The 15,745-nt window shown below is 35.9% G+C and carries 19 protein-coding genes; 17 read left to right on the top strand and 2 right to left on the bottom strand.

The window, feature by feature from the left end:
- The first annotated feature begins 14 nt into the window (after positions 1-14).
- The 17 genes from IJI93_RS02985 to IJI93_RS02905 all read left to right on the top strand — a co-directional run bounded on the left by IJI93_RS02985 (position 15) and on the right by IJI93_RS02905 (position 14,451).
- Positions 15-929 carry an ABC transporter ATP-binding protein gene (locus IJI93_RS02985; RefSeq protein ID WP_292819716.1) on the top strand — a complete coding sequence of 305 codons (915 nt, stop codon included), beginning with the start codon at positions 15-17 and terminating at the stop codon, positions 927-929.
- A 9-nt stretch (positions 930-938) separates the two neighbouring features.
- Positions 939-1,664, top strand: a complete 726-nt coding sequence (locus IJI93_RS02980; RefSeq protein ID WP_292819713.1) for an ABC transporter permease — start codon at positions 939-941, stop codon at positions 1,662-1,664.
- A gap of 54 nt (positions 1,665-1,718) precedes the next feature.
- On the top strand, positions 1,719-3,170 hold the full coding sequence (locus IJI93_RS02975) for an asparagine synthetase B (RefSeq protein WP_292819710.1): 1,452 nt from the start codon (positions 1,719-1,721) through the stop codon (positions 3,168-3,170).
- 62 nt (positions 3,171-3,232) lie between these two features.
- On the top strand, positions 3,233-3,448 hold the full coding sequence (gene gatC / locus IJI93_RS02970; RefSeq protein WP_292819707.1) for an Asp-tRNA(Asn) amidotransferase subunit GatC: 216 nt from the start codon (positions 3,233-3,235) through the stop codon (positions 3,446-3,448).
- An 11-nt stretch (positions 3,449-3,459) separates the two neighbouring features.
- Positions 3,460-3,945 (top strand): amino acid-binding protein, encoded by a 486-nt coding sequence (locus IJI93_RS02965; RefSeq protein ID WP_292819705.1) that lies wholly within the window; start codon positions 3,460-3,462, stop codon positions 3,943-3,945.
- Positions 3,946-3,954: 9 nt separating this feature from the next.
- Complete coding sequence (locus IJI93_RS02960) at positions 3,955-4,974, top strand: homoserine dehydrogenase (RefSeq protein ID WP_292819702.1); 1,020 nt, start codon at positions 3,955-3,957, stop codon at positions 4,972-4,974.
- Positions 4,975-5,007: 33 nt separating this feature from the next.
- Complete coding sequence (locus tag IJI93_RS02955; RefSeq protein WP_292819699.1) at positions 5,008-6,219, top strand: cofactor-independent phosphoglycerate mutase; 1,212 nt, start codon at positions 5,008-5,010, stop codon at positions 6,217-6,219.
- Position 6,220: 1 nt separating this feature from the next.
- On the top strand, positions 6,221-6,856 hold the full coding sequence (locus IJI93_RS02950; RefSeq protein WP_292819696.1) for a flavodoxin family protein: 636 nt from the start codon (positions 6,221-6,223) through the stop codon (positions 6,854-6,856).
- A 3-nt stretch (positions 6,857-6,859) separates the two neighbouring features.
- On the top strand, positions 6,860-8,215 hold the full coding sequence (locus IJI93_RS02945) for an MATE family efflux transporter (RefSeq protein ID WP_292819693.1): 1,356 nt from the start codon (positions 6,860-6,862) through the stop codon (positions 8,213-8,215).
- The gene (locus IJI93_RS02940; RefSeq protein WP_292819690.1) at positions 8,215-8,622 is read left to right on the top strand and encodes a GNAT family N-acetyltransferase; all 408 of its coding nucleotides are present in this window, start codon (positions 8,215-8,217) and stop codon (positions 8,620-8,622) included. The genes IJI93_RS02945 and IJI93_RS02940 overlap by 1 nt, the downstream gene beginning before the upstream one ends.
- 8 nt (positions 8,623-8,630) lie before the next feature.
- Positions 8,631-9,407, top strand: a complete 777-nt coding sequence (locus IJI93_RS02935; RefSeq protein WP_292819687.1) for an alpha/beta hydrolase family protein — start codon at positions 8,631-8,633, stop codon at positions 9,405-9,407.
- Between the two features lie 9 nt (positions 9,408-9,416).
- Positions 9,417-9,806, top strand: coding sequence for a hypothetical protein (locus IJI93_RS02930; protein ID WP_292819683.1), 390 nt, complete (start codon positions 9,417-9,419; stop codon positions 9,804-9,806).
- Between the two features lie 97 nt (positions 9,807-9,903).
- Positions 9,904-11,505, top strand: a complete 1,602-nt coding sequence (locus IJI93_RS02925) for a CTP synthase (RefSeq protein WP_292819902.1) — start codon at positions 9,904-9,906, stop codon at positions 11,503-11,505.
- A gap of 116 nt (positions 11,506-11,621) precedes the next feature.
- Positions 11,622-12,467, top strand: a complete 846-nt coding sequence (locus IJI93_RS02920) for a prepilin peptidase (RefSeq protein ID WP_292819680.1) — start codon at positions 11,622-11,624, stop codon at positions 12,465-12,467.
- Complete coding sequence (locus IJI93_RS02915; protein WP_292819677.1) at positions 12,468-12,896, top strand: class III signal peptide-containing protein; 429 nt, start codon at positions 12,468-12,470, stop codon at positions 12,894-12,896. It begins immediately after the preceding gene.
- A 63-nt stretch (positions 12,897-12,959) separates the two neighbouring features.
- Positions 12,960-13,766, top strand: a complete 807-nt coding sequence (locus tag IJI93_RS02910; RefSeq protein ID WP_292819674.1) for a hypothetical protein — start codon at positions 12,960-12,962, stop codon at positions 13,764-13,766.
- Positions 13,767-13,770: 4 nt separating this feature from the next.
- A complete protein-coding gene (locus IJI93_RS02905) occupies positions 13,771-14,451 on the top strand; it encodes a TIGR00289 family protein (protein ID WP_292819671.1) in 681 nt (226 codons plus the stop codon).
- Here IJI93_RS02905 and IJI93_RS02900 read toward each other — a convergent pair whose 3' ends face one another.
- On the bottom strand, positions 14,452-14,991 hold the full coding sequence (locus IJI93_RS02900) for a nucleoside monophosphate kinase (protein ID WP_292819669.1): 540 nt from the start codon (positions 14,989-14,991) through the stop codon (positions 14,452-14,454).
- Positions 14,991-15,734 carry a 4-phosphopantoate--beta-alanine ligase gene (locus IJI93_RS02895; protein WP_292819666.1) on the bottom strand — a complete coding sequence of 248 codons (744 nt, stop codon included), beginning with the start codon at positions 15,732-15,734 and terminating at the stop codon, positions 14,991-14,993. Before IJI93_RS02895 ends, IJI93_RS02900 begins: the two co-directional genes overlap by 1 nt.
- Between the last annotated feature and the right edge of the window lie 11 nt (positions 15,735-15,745).

Raw genomic sequence — 15,745 nt, 5'->3', positions numbered from 1 at the left:
TGGAGGTTTTATCAATGCCAGACTATGTCATCGAAACAAACAACTTGTCAAAAATATATTCCAAAAATAAGGTTGTAAATTCAGTCAATATGCATGTTGAAAAAGGAAAGATATACGGGCTTTTAGGAAAAAATGGGGCTGGAAAAACCACTACCATGTGCATGCTCTTAAACCTTACGTATCCGAGCAGTGGTGAAGTATATCTTTTTGGAGAGAGTCCTAAAAATTCAAAGGATGTATACTCAAAAATAGGTTCCATTATCGAAACACCGGGATTTTACGAGAACCTGACAGCTTATGAAAATCTAAAAATCATCTCCAAGCTGAGGGGTGAATATAATCCGGTTAAAATTAAATTGGTTCTTGAAATGGTTAGCTTGGAAAATGCCAAATCAAAGAAATATAAGGATTTCTCATTAGGCATGAAGCAACGCTTGGGGATAGCGGCCGCAATTATGCACAATCCGGAATTGCTGATATTGGATGAGCCAATAAATGGTCTTGATCCATTTGGAATCAAGGAAATAAGAACATTGCTTAAAAGGCTGTCACGTGAATATGGAATAACAATTTTGATTTCAAGCCATATCTTAAGCGAAATAGAAAACATCGCCGATGTCATCGGATTCATGGATGATGGCGTATTGATTGATGAGATTTCAAAGGAGGATTTATATAAAAGATTGAATAAATTTGTTGAATTCGAAGTGTCCGATATTGATTTGGCTGTTATTGTCCTTAAGGAATTGGGGCTTAGGGAAAACAGGGATTTCACTTTTACAGATAATGAGATTCGGCTGTATTCCAATCTGGAATTGAGGGACAAGTTCAATGCATTGTTTGTCAATTCGGGAATTGATGTAAGAAAAGTGAATCTGTGTGAGGAAAATCTTGAGGATTTCTTTACAAGGTTTGTTTCAAATAATTAAGGTGATTATATGTTGACTTTCATAGAGATGGAATTTTTAAAGCTTAAAAGATCAAAGATATTTTTATTGAGTTTGATGGGAGCCATTCTGCCGCCGTTGCTGATGTTTATTGCTGTCACTTCCTTTGATGAGGGCCAGACTTTTGAAGCATTGTTCAGCAATGTGAATATGTACATGTCTGCAATGTTTGCGGTTCTTATCTTTGCGATAATCATATCATACCTGTTCGGCAGGGAATACAACGAGCACACATTAAAAACCATGCTGACCATTCCGATATCAAGGGGAAAGTTCATACTGTCTAAGTATGTAATGTTTTTGGCGTGGATTTTGATTTTAACGGTTGTTACAAGCTTGTCAACACTTGCATTCGGCTTTGCTGCAGGTCTTGAAGGATTTGCATTAAAGATATTTGTCGATAGCTTTGCCCAACTTCTCTTCGCAAACGTTTTGTTATTCCTGACATTCTCCCCGTTCGTATTTTTATCACTATTCATTACCAATATGGTTCCTGCAATGGTCGGGGGAGCCGCTTTGTCACTGGTAAACCTGATGGTCTATGGTCAAAGCTGGGCTCCGTTCGTGCCATGGGTATGTCCGTATCTGATTGCATCAGGTGAGATAGCCGAATACGGCACAAGCGTTTTTGTGTCTTATGGAATTATTTTGACTACTTTCATTATCGGGCTAGCTATTTCATACATTTACTTTACTAAAAAGGATGTTTCACTTTAAAACATCTTTTTTTTTAAATTAATTTTAAGTAATATTAAGGTTTAATATTAAATCATGTGTTCAATTGTAGGTTTACAAGGTAATTTTAATGGCAATGATATAATAAGAATGTTAAAAACCTCAAAAAATCGGGGTCCGGATGCATCCGGTGTTTATTTTGATGATATTATTTTAGACATTAATCTGGATGAGTTTCAGGATGACAATGAGTATAAAATAGCTTTTGGCCATAATTTGCTTTCCATTTATGATAATAATGACAGGGTATCAAAACCCCAGCCGATTTCAAACGGCAATCTGGTTTTGGTTTTCAACGGTGAGCTATATAACTTCGCAACAATCAGGAATCTGGTTAAGAAGGTTGGTGTTGAAGCGCAAATCACTTCAGACAGTGAAGCTTTACTTTATTTAATTGATTTTTACAATAAGGGAGATTTGCTGAAAGCGGTTCAGATGGCAATTAAATTAATCGATGGGGATTATGCCTTTGCGGTGTATGACGGTGAAAATCTGGCCATTGCGCGAGATCCGTTAGGGGTCAAACCTCTGTTTTATGCAGAAAATCAAAATTCAAAAGGATTTGCCTCTACAAAAGATTCCCTGAAAGAAGCCGGATTCACTGACATCAGCACATTAAAGCCGGAACACATACTTTATAACTGGGAAGATATATCTCCAGCACAGGCAATTTATGAAAAGGTCTTTGACGGTGATGTAGATAAAATAGACAAACTATTAAGATTAAGTCTGGTCAAAAGGGTTGACGGATTAAGGGAGGTCGGTGTAATATTTTCAGGTGGTGTCGACAGTTCGTATCTGGCATTGCTTTTAAGGGAAATGTCTGAAAATATACCATTGAAAATCACTCTCTATGCTGTAGGGGTAGAAGGCTCAAAAGATGTCGAGGCGGCAATTAAAGCATCAAAGTCCCTAAATTTGCCTTTGGAGATATGCGAAGTCACAGAAGACATGATTCGTGAAAGCCTGCCTCAGGTTGTTCATGCAATAGGCGACGATAATCTCATGAAGGTTGGTGTCGGATTAACAACTTATTTTGCAACTAAAATGGTTGCCCGTGATGGAATAAAGGTAGCCATTTCAGGTCAGGGTGCAGATGAACTCTTCGGAGGATATAAAAGGTATCTTAAAAGCTTCATTGATGAAACCCTGAATTTTGAACTAAGGCAGGACATTTCAAACATGTACCATGTCAATCTTGAAAGGGATGATGCATGTTCCATGCTCAATTCGGTTGAGTTGAGATTGCCGTTTTTGGATGAAAAGTTAGTTGAATTGGTATTGAATATTCCAGATAACAAAAAGATAGTTTCAATGCATGATGATATGAGAAAAAGCTTTTTAAGAAAATTGGCTTTTGAAGAAGGCCTTGATTATGATATAGCATACAGGCCCAAAAAGGCGGCCCAGTATGGAACGGGAATTGATAAGATTTTAAGAAAAAGGATTTTGAAAGACACCGACATTAGCTCTTACTTGAATCTTTAACTTTATTAATATTAAAAAACATAATAAATATATTATTAATTAATATTTAAGGAGTTTAATTTATGACAATCGAAAAAGATGCCGAAGAAATTATAGAAAAATTCTCAAAAATCTTGGAAGATATTCCGGATTCAGATGAAACCTGGTATATTACCGATAATTTAAATTTAACCCGTGAAGATGAATCTCATGAGAAAAATCCGGAAAAAATATTGAGAAATGCTAATATTGATAAAGATGGAAATCTCAAAGTTAAAATTGCAGAATGGACTAATTAAGAGTGATTTATATGAGAATTAACTTAGTTCTAGAACTTTTAGATGCTCCTGGACAATTAGTTAAAGTATTGGAACCAATCAGTACTATTGGTGTCAATTTAGTAACTATTATCCACAAAAGGGACTATAAAAATGATGATGGTAGGGTTCCAGTTCAACTTACTTTGGAAGGAGAACATGAAGACCTTAAAAATATAGTTAATAAGTTTGAAGAGTTAGGATTCACCATTATTGAAATGGATGGTGTTGTCAAAAAAGAAAAGATAACTACTATTTTATTCGGCCATATTGTCGATCAGGATTTAAGGGACACCATGGATAGAATCAATGCGCTTGACGGTGTTGTAATAGTGGCATTCGATATTAAATTGAATGGTGAAGAAAAGTCTACTGCACTGATTAATATTGAAGCTGATGTTGGTTTGAAGAAAGCTGTATTTGATAGAATTGCAGAAATTGCCGAAGAAAAAGAGTTATTAGTTATTAATGAAGTTTAAGTGATTATTATGGATGAATGCAAAGTCATTATCATGGGATTTGGTTCAGTAGGTCAAGGTGTAGCCAATGCAATTTCCATGAAGAAAGATTTAATTAAAGATAAAACCGGAGTGGCTGTTAAAGTAGTTGCAGCTGCCGACTCATCTACATCTGCAATATCACAGGATGGATTGGATGAGAAACTACTTGTTGAAACTAAAAAGAATGAAGGAAAATTATCCGCTTATCCTGAATTCGGATGCGATACTAATGGTTTGGATGTTTTGGATGCTGTTGAATATGATTGTCTTATAGAAGCAACTCCTACAAATATTAAAGATGCAGAACCTGCATTGTCATTAACACTCAAGGCATTTGAACAGGGTAAAGATGTTGTGACATCAAATAAAGGACACTTGGCACTCAAATTCAAGGAAGTTGTTGGAGCTGCCGAAAAGGCAGGAGTTGAATTTAAATATGAAGCCAGTGTCGGCGGTTCAATGCCGATTATTAATTTCACAAGGGATACATTGGCATCATGTGAAATCAAGTCAATTAAAGGTATCCTGAACGGTACTACAAATTACATCCTATCAAGAATGACCTCTGAAGGTTCCGACTATGAAGTCATTTTAAAGGAATCACAGGAGCTTGGAATAGCTGAAACTGATCCAACCCAGGATGTCGAAGGTATTGATGCGGCCTGTAAAACTGTAATTTTAGCCAATTCACTTTTGGGAATTGATGCGACTTACAGTGACGTTAAGGTAGAGGGCATTTCAAATATAAATGCACAAGCTATTGAACTGGCTAAAAAAGATGATTATCTAATCAAATTGATAGCTGAAGTATCTCCTGAAAACTTACAGGTATCCCCTCGTTTGGTTAAAAGGGGAAGTTCCTATGACGTAAGCGGAACCTTAAACATGGCTACAGTCAAAACTGACTTGGCTGATGAGGTATCTGTAATAGGACTTGGAGCAGGTTCACTTGAAACCGCTTCTGCGATGTTGACTGACTTAATTAGTATTTTGAAAAACAAAAACTAATTAATTATTTTTTTTTTTACTTTTTTTGATAACATGAAATACGTAATTTTTATCCCTGACGGGTCAAGCGATTACCCTTTAGATGAATTGGATGGAAAAACTCCTTTGATGGCGGCAAAAACTCCAAACATTGACAAACTTGCCAAAGGTGGTTTTGGAGGATTTACAAACAATGTTCCGGAGCAATATGATCCAGGTTCTGATGTGGCAAATATGAGCATTTTCGGATTCAATCCCGCCTGTTACTATACCGGTCGAGGACCTCTTGAAGCGGGCAGTGAAGGAATTCCAACAACTCCCTGTGATGTGATATTCAGATGCAATACAATATACAGTGAAAATGGTGAAATGGATGACTTTAATGCAGGCCATATTTCAACTGAAGAAGCTGATGAATTGTTGAAAGGATTAAACGATTATTTTGCAGAAAAATATCCTGATTTTAAGGGTAAGTTCTATACTGGAGTAAGCTATAGGCATTTATTTATCTACTCCTGTGACAGTGTAGAGGAGGCAAAGGTCTTATCTAGCATCAGAACAGTCCCTCCTCATGACATGGTTGGTGAAAAGCTAGTTGATAATTTATTTGGAGACTGTGAACTGGCTAGAGAAATCCAACAAATCATGTTTGAGTCAAAAGAGTACCTTAAAGATGCTGAAGTTAATCAAAAAAGAGATATACCTGCAAATATGGTATGGCTATGGAGTCAAGGCGTAACACCTAAATTGCCTAACTTTGAAGAAACTTACGGAATAACCGCTTCAGTAATCACAGGTGTTGACTTGCTTAGGGGGATTGGAAACTTCGCAGGTATGAACATTGTAAACGTGCCTGGAGCAACTGCATACTTTGATACTGATTACAAAAAAAAAGGCGAATATGGAATTGAAGCCTTAAAAGAGACAGATTTATTGTTGATTCATATAGAAGCTCCTGATGAAGCGGGACATGCCCAAAATATCGAAGAGAAAGTAAAGGCCATTGAAAGAATCGACGAGTTTATTGTCGGGCCTATAATTGAAAGTTTGGAAGGTGAAGACTTCAGGGCGGCAATTTTGCCGGACCATCCGACCCCAATCAGTGTCGGAACACATACCCGTGATGATGTGCCTCTTGTTATTTATGATTCTGCACGTGAAGGTGATGAATGCGAATCCTTTGATGAGGAAGGTGTTAAAAAGGGTTCACTTGAATTTAAAAAAGGTCATTTCCTGGTTCAAAGATTAATTGATGGAGATTATTAAAATGAAAGTTATATTGGTTAACGGCAGCCCTCACAAAGAGGGTTGTACCTATACTGCTTTAAGTGAAGTTGCAAAGACTTTGAATGAAAATGATATTGAAACAGAAATATTCTGGATTAAGACAAAACCTATTACCGGCTGCATTGCCTGTATGAAATGCGGTGAAAAAGGCCAATGCACATTTGACAATGATGTCGTAAACGAGTTTGTCAAAAAGGCATATGATGCGGATGGATTTGTATTCGGCTCACCGGTATATTATGCTGGTGCAAACGGGTCAATGGTTTCATTCTTGGATAGGGCATTTTACTCAAACTCCCATGGTGACGGTGCAAATGCATTCAAAAACAAGCCTGGGGCAGTAGTATGCTCTGCAAGACGTGCGGGCACAACCTCAACTTATGACCAATTGATTAAATACCTGGGAATCTCCTGCATGCCAATCATTTCATCTTACTATTGGAATATGGTTCATGGAAACACTCCGGAAGAAGTGCTTCAGGATGAAGAAGGCTTATCCACAATGAGGCAATTGGGCCGCAATATGGCATTTTTCTTGAAATGCATTGAAGCTGGTGTTGAAAGTGGACTGACTTTGGAAGAAGAGCCTAAAGCACGTACAAACTTCATTAGATAAATTATGAATATATTCAAAACTCCTGAAGGTTATATTTATTCAAATAGAGCATTACTTGCTTTATTTATTCCTCTTTTAATAGAATATGCTTTGGAATTCTGTGTCGGCCTAGCCGACTCCATAATGGTTGCATCTCTAGGTGAAGCGGCCATTTCGGGAGTTTCTTTAGTTGATTTTTTAATTCAGCTTGTCATTTTCTCGTTTTCCGCTTTGGCAACAGGGGGTGCCGTTGTAGCGGGCCAATACTTAGGTGACAATCAGGTTGACAAAGCGCAGAACTCCGCAACGCAACTTGTATGGTTTTCCACAATTTTGTCTACAGTCTTGATGATTGCGGTAATTATCTTAAGGCAAGTTTTAATCGGGCTTTTGTTTGGCCAGATTGAAGCGGACGTTTGGGCAAATGCCGAGATATATTTATATATTGTTGCATTGTCAATTCCATTTTTGGCAATTTACAATGCAGGAGCAGCCATTTTCAGAACAACCAATAATGCATCACTGCCGATGAATATCTTGCTTGTATGTGATGTCTTAAATGTTATTGGTAATGCCATTTGCATTTATTATTTGGGTTGGGACGTGCGTGGAGTAGCTATTCCGACAGTAATATCAAGGGCATTATCTGCAATTTTGATTTTATACTTTGTTGTTGATGAAGATTATAAATTGCATATCAAAAGAACCTTAAAACACAAATTTGACATTAAAATCCTTAAAAAGGTATTGCAGGTTGGCATTCCATATGGTGTGGAAAATGGACTGTTCCAATTGGGAAGAGTGTTGGTTTTAAGTCTGGTTTCAACATTCGGAACAATGGCGATAGCTGCAAATTCAGTAGGATACGCCATTGGAATATTTTCAGTTTTACCCGGTTTTGCAATTAATCTGGGATTGACTGCGGTCATTTCAAGATGTGTCGGTGCTAATGACTATGAACAGGCAAGATATTATAACAAGAAATGTCTGATTATTGTAATCGTTTCGCACATTTTCATAAATCTGCTGATTTTTGCAGGATTGCCGTTTATATTGGGAATTTATAATTTATCTGCTCAAACTGCTGCAATGACAACTGAAATGGTAATCTGGCATGGTATTTTTGCAATCATAATTTGGCCAATATCATTTACCCTGCCTTCAACATTCAGAGGTGCGGGAGATTCAAAGTCAGTAATGTATATTAGCCTTGCGGTAATGTTTATATGTAGAATAGGATTATCCTATGTTATTGCAGATTGGATGGGAATCGGAGTATTTGGAACCTGGATAGCTATGTTTATAGATTGGTATGTGCGAGCGGGAATTTATGTTTACAGATATTTCTCAAACAAATGGACGGAATATAGGGTGGTTTAGTGACAGAAATTGTATATAAAGAGATTCATGAATTTGAAAAAGAGGATTTAAAAGATCTGTTTTTATCTGTTGAATGGTCTTCAGGACATTTTCCGGACAAGCTTCAAATAGCTATGAGAAACTTTGAAACCGTAATCTCCGCATGGGATGGGGACAAATTGGTGGGCATGATTTGTGCAATGGATGATGGAATCATGACTGCATACGTTCATTATTTGCTTGTGAGGCCTGAATACCAGGACAGGGGAATAGGAAAGCATTTAGTTAATAAGGTTAAAGATATTTACAGGGATTATCTAAGAATAGTCGTCGTAGGATACGATGAGGAAGTTGGATTTTACGAAAATTGCGGATTTGAAAAGGCTGATGATGCCAGTCCGCTTTTCATCACTGATTTATGGACATAGGTGTTTAGATGGTATTGTTTAGGGGAGATATAAAGTGTAAAAGCTTACAGAGAAGAACAACAATAAGTGTAATTTTGCCGGCGGACAATATTCATTTCCTGCAGGACACAGAGGAAATCGTTCCGCAGCCTTACAAGACATTATATCTGCTTCATGGTTTGTACGGCAGCGATGACATTTTCCTGGCAAACACTTCAATTCAGAAATTTGCTGAGGACAATGGGATAGCCATTGTGATACCGTGCGGTGAAAACAGTTTTTATGTTGACAACGAACAGGCTCATGCCTATTATGGCGAGTATGTTGGCCAGGAACTTCTTGACATTACAAGAAACATATTCCCGTTATCTCATAAGAGGGAAGACACATTTATTGCAGGCTTTTCCATGGGGGGATATGGAGCCATTCGAAACGGTTTGAAATACTCACAAAATTTCTCCAAAATAGGAATGATTTCAGCCGCATTGATAACTGATGAGATTATAAACTACACAGATGACACCAATGTCCTGCGCTCAAGACAATTTTATGAATCTATCTTCGGGGATTTAAACAAACTGAAAGGTTCTGATATGGATCCGAAAGCATTGATTGAAAACTGCGAGGATATTCCGGATATTTTTATGGCCTGTGGCATTGACGATTTTCTGTTTGAAAAAAATGCAGATTTCTATAGGTTTTTAAATAGTAAAAATATTGATGCCACTTTCATTGGCGATGAAGGGGAACATACCTGGGAATTCTGTGATAAATATAGTAAGGAATTCATTAAAACATTGATTTAGGGTGATATTGTGAGATGTCCTAATTGCGGAAATGAGCTTGATGAAGATAATTATTGCGATGAATGCATGCAGTTTATGGATGATTCAGATTTAGACTGCAGTGATGATTCATATGGTGATAATGAATCATTTGGATTTGAAGAAGTGGATTATGACTCAATGATAAACAATGGGGATGAAATTTGTTTAAACTGTACATTCTGGTCTGTAAGTCCTTATGGAGCTTCCCATGGTATGATTTGCAGAAAAGGTTATCCTACAGAAGGTCCGGGGGATTCCTGCTTTGAGTTTTCACCGGAATCCCATTTTGCAAGTTATGGTGATAGCGGACAGTATCAGTTTAATGAAACCGGAAGGTCTATTTCAAATAAACTGTATCATTGGAAAAATAGTAGGTAACTAATTTTTCCTTTTTTTTATAAGTTTAATTAAATTTTTATATATCATAAAAAACTAAAATTATAAATGTATTTAACTCAACAAGGAGAGGATTTATCTGACAAAATATATTATTATAACTGGTGGGGTAGTTAGTTCCATAGGTAAGGGTATTACCTCTGCATCTATGGGAAGAATTTTAAGGTCATACGGCTTGAAAGTTTCAGCTATTAAAATAGACCCTTATTTGAACTGGGATTCAGGTACACTCAATCCATATCAGCATGGAGAGGTGTTTGTAACTCATGATGGTATGGAAACTGATTTGGACCTTGGTCACTACGAAAGATTTTTAGATGTTGAACTTGATGGAATAGCTAATATTACTACCGGTAAAGTTTATGAATCTGTAATCGCCAAGGAAAGAGAAGGAGGATACTTGGGAGAATGTGTTCAAGTAATTCCACATATTACAAATAGAATCAAGGAAATGATTAGAGAAAATTCCGAAAGCTCTGATTATGATGTGGTTTTAGTAGAACTTGGTGGTACAGTTGGAGATATTGAAAGTCAACCTTTCCTTGAAGCATTAAGGCAGCTCAGAAATGAGGAAGGCCGTGAAAATGTTATGTTTGTCCATGTTACATTTATTCCCTACCTAAATGCAGCTGGAGAATTCAAAACCAAACCAACCCAGCACTCTACAAAGGAATTGAGAAGTGTCGGTATAAATCCTGATGTTATTGTGTGTAGATCTCAAGTTCACATTGATGATGCTCTTTTGGCAAAAGTGGCTCACTTTTGTGATGTGGACTTCAAGGCAGTAGTAAATACTCCGGATGCTGGAACAATTTATGAAGTGCCTTTGGTTTTGGAAGAAAAAAATATTGGTTCGTTGATTGTTAATAGAATAGGTTTGGATATTGAGCCGGATTCTTCTAAATTGGATGAATGGAGAGAAATTGTAGATTCTCTTAGAATTACAGACCCTCAAGTTACAATAGGTATTGTAGGAAAATACGTTGAGCTTGAAGATTCCTATATCAGTATTCGCGAATCATTGCTTCATGCGGCTGCCAGCATTGGCGTAAAGGCCAACATCAAATTCTTAAGTTCCGATGTTGAATCATTGGATGAAAATGACCTTAAGGACTTTGACGGAATTTTGATCCCTGGCGGATTTGGTGAAAGAGGATTTGAGGGCAAATTGGATGCAATCGATTATGCGATGGAGAATAATGTGCCTTTATTCGGAATATGTCTCGGAATGCAGTCCATGGTTACTCAATTTGCAAGGAAAAACGGATATCCTAATGCAAACAGCTCAGAATTTGACGACAATTTGGAGTTCCCTGTTATCGATATGATGGAGGAACAAAAGAAAATCAAAAATATGGGCGGAACCATGCGTTTGGGATCTTATGATTGTAAAATCATTGAAGGTACTAAAACCCATGAGGCATATGGTGAATTGGACATTGAAGAGCGCCACAGGCACAGATATGAATTCAACAACGATTATAGAGAAGATTTGCAGAATAAAGGTTTAATAATTTCCGGTACCAGTCCTGATGACTTTTTAGTTGAAATTATTGAATTGCCAAATCATCCATGGGCTATAGGTTGTCAATTCCATCCTGAATTTAAATCTAGACCTAATAGGCCTCATCCATTATTCAAATCATTTTTAGAAGCTATTTATGAGTATTCTAAAAATTAATTTTTTCTTTTTTTATATAATTTTATATTATAAAATCAATTTTACGAGTTTATTTTCTATCTAATTAATATTATAGTTCCTATAAGATTATTATCATGAATTATGGTCTTATATTTTTGTTTCAAATAATAATTACAATTCTATTTTGTATTTTAGCCACAATTTTTGATGTTAGGAAGGGTATTGTTCCGAACTGGTTAACATATAGTCTTTTATTTTTCGGGCTGATTTCTAACGTTGTTTTGGCATGGTTTTCATCTAACGTTAAATTCATTTTATCTTCAATTATTTCAATAAGCATCACATATACTATAACTTATTTGATGTGGCAATTGAATATTTGGGGAGGGGGTGATGTTAAGCTATTCACTGGGATTGCTTCAGTAATACCATTTGGCTTCAATATAGGCTTTTTGAATATTTTTCCTCAATTGTCCATTTATCCGTTTTCATTCAGCGTTGTGATTAACAGCGTTCTGGTTTCATTTCCATTTTTGCTCGTTTTTGTTTTGTATCTGGTAGTTAAAAATAATGCTTTTAAAAAAAATTCGGACTTGTTATTTAATGTTTTCAATTTAGCAAGCGTTAAAATTTTAATAGAGTCTACACTTAACAGGTTAATCTATGTAAAGGATATAAAGGAGGGAGCTATTGTCAATAAATATTATTTCAACAATGACTACATTTGCGAGCTGATTATGGAGATTGACGGCAATTTGAAAATCTATAGAAGTGATGATGAGGACTATCGATTTTATTTTAAGTCTCAGAGTGCCGGCGGGATAACGGCCAAAGAGATGTATCTATTAAAAATTTTATCTGACCAGGGGTTTATTTCAGACCAGATTTCGGTTAAGATTTCATTTCCTTTCACTCCTTCAATCCTTTTGGGGCTGATGATTGCAATTTTCTATGGGGATATAATAATGCTTTTTACAAAAAATGTTTTTCTGGTGATTTAGATGGTTGGGGATAATCGCGGTCAGGTGTCATTTGAGTATTTGCTGATATTTTCAATCTCTTTAATAATCTTGATTGTTTTTACCCTGCCACTGGTAAATCAGAGTATGGAAACTGCATTTGATGTTTATGATTCTATAAATGTCAAGTCTGATTTATCTAAAATAGCTTCAGCCATTAACAATGTGTATGGAGAGGGCCAGGGATCAAAACAAACAGTTAACATCCACACGGCCAAATCTTTTAAGGTAAATATTGCTGGGGATTGCTTATATTCAAATCTAAATCTAAAAGACACTAACAAAATGTTAAAGGTTTCATGCAGGTCTAATTTAAAATCATCTTCGATATATGTTCATGAGGGTGAAAATACAATAGTTGTTGAATGGCCTATAAATAGCGAAAAAATGTTGATTTATAGTCAATTTTAGCAAAAGTTATTTTAATGTAGTTATTTAAAATATTATGTATAATAGTTATATGGCTGTGAATATATGGATATTATTATTTCAATAATTTATATCGTTTTATTTATTATAATGATGGTATTTGTTTTTTCAATAGGTATGCTCAGAACATTCATGCCAAAAAAGGAAATTGTTTTAGTACTTCTCGTATCTTTTTTGATTGGATCTATTGGAGGGGCATTTTTTTTAGAACCTATTTATCAGGAACTGCCTTCAGTCATGAGCCTAGTTGAAAAGAACATGCCAGACAATGACGAGACATTATATTTGGATTTGTCTTCCTCAACTGATTTAAAGGAACTGTCCCGAAATCTATCAGGCACCGAAGGTTTTAAATCTTATAGTGAAGAGAGCATTACGATACCGATGTGGCGTTTTTCCGAAAGGGAAATGAATTATTATAATAGCGTTATTGGAAACATAGATTCCCATTATAAGGATTTTAAAGTAAATTCTTCCGGCAGCATTACCATAGAACTTGAGGACAATTATTCAGCTACTGAAGCTTTGAAATCTTTTTCAAATTGGTATAAGTTAGTTTATGGCGGATCACTGCATTATGCACAGGTTCACGCAAAACTGGTTATTTCCTCTTCATCAATTGATTTATTTAAGGATAACTTGCTTGATAGGGGTATTGTTCCAAGTAGGATGGAAGGGCCTGTTCAAAGCAGTATAGACTCTACAAATGCATCAATGCTTTCCAGTTCTTACTTTGTTTTAGTTACAGGCGCAGTTGGTCTTGCAGTAGGTTTAATGGGAATTTATTTCGACTCTATCGTTGTTTATTACAGACGTTTCAAAAAGTTCTTAAACACTAAACGCAAACGGTAATTTTATGAATGTGGCTGTTCTGTTTTCCGGAGGAAAAGATAGTACTATGGCTCTGTACTATGCTTTAAAAGAGAAAGAGGATGTGAAATATCTTCTTTCCATGAAATCCATCAATGATGAGTCATACATGTTTCATGTCCCAAACATTCATATCACCGATTTGCTTGCAGAGGCACTTGATATTCCCATAATTTCCGCAGTGACTCAAGGAGTTAAGGAAGAGGAACTTCAAGATTTGAAAAGGGAATTTGAAAACCTTAAAAGTTTAGGTGTTGAAGCTATATATACTGGAGCCCTTTATTCCGTTTATCAAAAATCGAGGATTGAAAAATTAGGTTCGCAAGTCGGATTGAAAATCATATCTCCCTATTGGCATGTCGATGAACTGGAGTACATGAGGGAAATTGTCTCTTTAGGTTTTAAAGTTATTATTTCAGGTGTTGCGGCATGGGGTCTTGATGAATCCTGGCTAGGCAGGGTCATTGATGATGAAGCTATCGATGAGCTTGTTGAAATCAATGAAAAGTATCAGGTTAACATTGCCTTTGAAGGCGGTGAAGCCGAAACATTAGCTGTTGATGGTCCAATATTTAAAAAGAGACTTAAAATATTAAAAGATAAAAAGGAATGGCATCTTGACAGTGGCGTTTATATTATTGAAGATGCGATTCTTGAAGAAAAATAATTAAAAATTAATTTCTTCAAAAAATTCATTTATTTTTTCTTTAAAGCTTTCTATATCGCTTTCGTTAATGAGTATCTTATCGGAAAGTGCAATCACATAACCCAAACCGAAGCCCAATTCCCTGAAATCTCGTACTAAAAATCCGTCATAATCCTGGGAATCGTCTTCTCTCATTCTTTCCTTTAGTCTGTTAAAACGTAAGTTTGAATTTGCAAATACGGACACTATAATGAAATCTTCAAAGCTTTCCTTAAACATTTCTACTTCATGATGGCTTCTAATGCCTTCAACAACAATGGAATTTTTTATTCCTTCTTCTTGAAGTTTTTTAATTTTTTTAATTGTTAGCTCAGAAACGATATATTCTCCATATTCCTTTCTTAAATTGGTTGCAGTTTCGCCAGTAGTTTCTCCTCTTTTTTTAGCTTCTTCTCTAATGATATCTCCCATACTGACGATAATGGCTCCTTTTTCAATAGCCATTTCAGAAACTATGCTTTTACCGGATCCTGGCATTCCGGAAATTCCAATAATTCTCATTATTCTCCCTCTTTAATTTTAATCTGTTGTAATGATTCTTTTAGGTTTTCTTCATTGTCAAATTCATTGACTAAATCGATTAAGAATTTCTTGTCCTGAGTCTTTAAGTCTTCAGCGATTTTTGTCATAAATGGAATCGCTCTTACAATATTGTCCATAATGGATATATCGGACATTTTTGATGTTCTTGAAAGTGGATTTAAATCAATTGTAATAATTTTTTTGCCGGATTTTTTTAGGATTTCTGCTCTGTCTCCGTCTTCGAGTGGGACCAGCACGGTATCGGCTGAATAAATTCCGTTTTTGCTTGCTGAAGCCCTATTATTTTTGATGTCATCAATATATTCCATGTCATCATCCAATGATCCGAGTATGTCTTTATATCCATGGTCCTTGTATAGTTTTGTTATTAATCTTACTCTCTCATCAGTCCTATAAAACAAGTTGATTTCGATTTTGGCATTGATTGCTTTTGCTAAATCGATTATTTCATCAATTGCAAGGGCTGTAGCATTTCCATTAACAGAAATGACTGGATTATTGGATAGGAGCAATGCGGCAACAGCAACATACATTGCCCTTTTTGCAGGGTAAGTTGTTTTTTCACCAATCAGATAGTCAAAAGCTTCTCCTCTGCCATGAGCAATCATTCCTGAATCAGCCAAGTATCCTTTTTGAGCGGCTTTGACAATTTTATCTCTTAATAGTAATGATTCGTAACGGGGATGTGATTTAGGTATCATTTTTGATATCT

It is taken from the genome of Methanobrevibacter sp. (genome assembly GCF_017431965.1).
Classification (GTDB): Archaea; Methanobacteriota; Methanobacteria; order Methanobacteriales; family Methanobacteriaceae; genus Methanocatella.
The sequence above is the reverse complement of the archived record's forward strand: the minus strand, read 5'-3'. Positions and strand labels throughout refer to the sequence as shown.

What these genes read in the sequence shown, in the direction of transcription:
- IJI93_RS02985 (WP_292819716.1), top strand. Translation starts at nt 15, where the DNA reads ATGCCAGACTATGTCATCGAAACAAACAACTTGTCAAAAATATATTCC.
- IJI93_RS02980 (WP_292819713.1), top strand. Translation starts at nt 939, where the DNA reads ATGTTGACTTTCATAGAGATGGAATTTTTAAAGCTTAAAAGATCAAAG.
- IJI93_RS02975 (WP_292819710.1), top strand. Translation starts at nt 1,719, where the DNA reads ATGTGTTCAATTGTAGGTTTACAAGGTAATTTTAATGGCAATGATATA.
- gatC (WP_292819707.1), top strand. Translation starts at nt 3,233, where the DNA reads ATGACAATCGAAAAAGATGCCGAAGAAATTATAGAAAAATTCTCAAAA.
- IJI93_RS02965 (WP_292819705.1), top strand. Translation starts at nt 3,460, where the DNA reads ATGAGAATTAACTTAGTTCTAGAACTTTTAGATGCTCCTGGACAATTA.
- IJI93_RS02960 (WP_292819702.1), top strand. Translation starts at nt 3,955, where the DNA reads ATGGATGAATGCAAAGTCATTATCATGGGATTTGGTTCAGTAGGTCAA.
- IJI93_RS02955 (WP_292819699.1), top strand. Translation starts at nt 5,008, where the DNA reads ATGAAATACGTAATTTTTATCCCTGACGGGTCAAGCGATTACCCTTTA.
- IJI93_RS02950 (WP_292819696.1), top strand. Translation starts at nt 6,221, where the DNA reads ATGAAAGTTATATTGGTTAACGGCAGCCCTCACAAAGAGGGTTGTACC.
- IJI93_RS02945 (WP_292819693.1), top strand. Translation starts at nt 6,860, where the DNA reads ATGAATATATTCAAAACTCCTGAAGGTTATATTTATTCAAATAGAGCA.
- IJI93_RS02935 (WP_292819687.1), top strand. Translation starts at nt 8,631, where the DNA reads ATGGTATTGTTTAGGGGAGATATAAAGTGTAAAAGCTTACAGAGAAGA.
- IJI93_RS02915 (WP_292819677.1), top strand. Translation starts at nt 12,468, where the DNA reads ATGGTTGGGGATAATCGCGGTCAGGTGTCATTTGAGTATTTGCTGATA.
- IJI93_RS02910 (WP_292819674.1), top strand. Translation starts at nt 12,960, where the DNA reads ATGGATATTATTATTTCAATAATTTATATCGTTTTATTTATTATAATG.
- IJI93_RS02905 (WP_292819671.1), top strand. Translation starts at nt 13,771, where the DNA reads ATGAATGTGGCTGTTCTGTTTTCCGGAGGAAAAGATAGTACTATGGCT.
- IJI93_RS02900 (WP_292819669.1), bottom strand. Translation starts at nt 14,991, where the DNA reads ATGAGAATTATTGGAATTTCCGGAATGCCAGGATCCGGTAAAAGCATA.
- IJI93_RS02895 (WP_292819666.1), bottom strand. Translation starts at nt 15,734, where the DNA reads ATGATACCTAAATCACATCCCCGTTACGAATCATTACTATTAAGAGAT.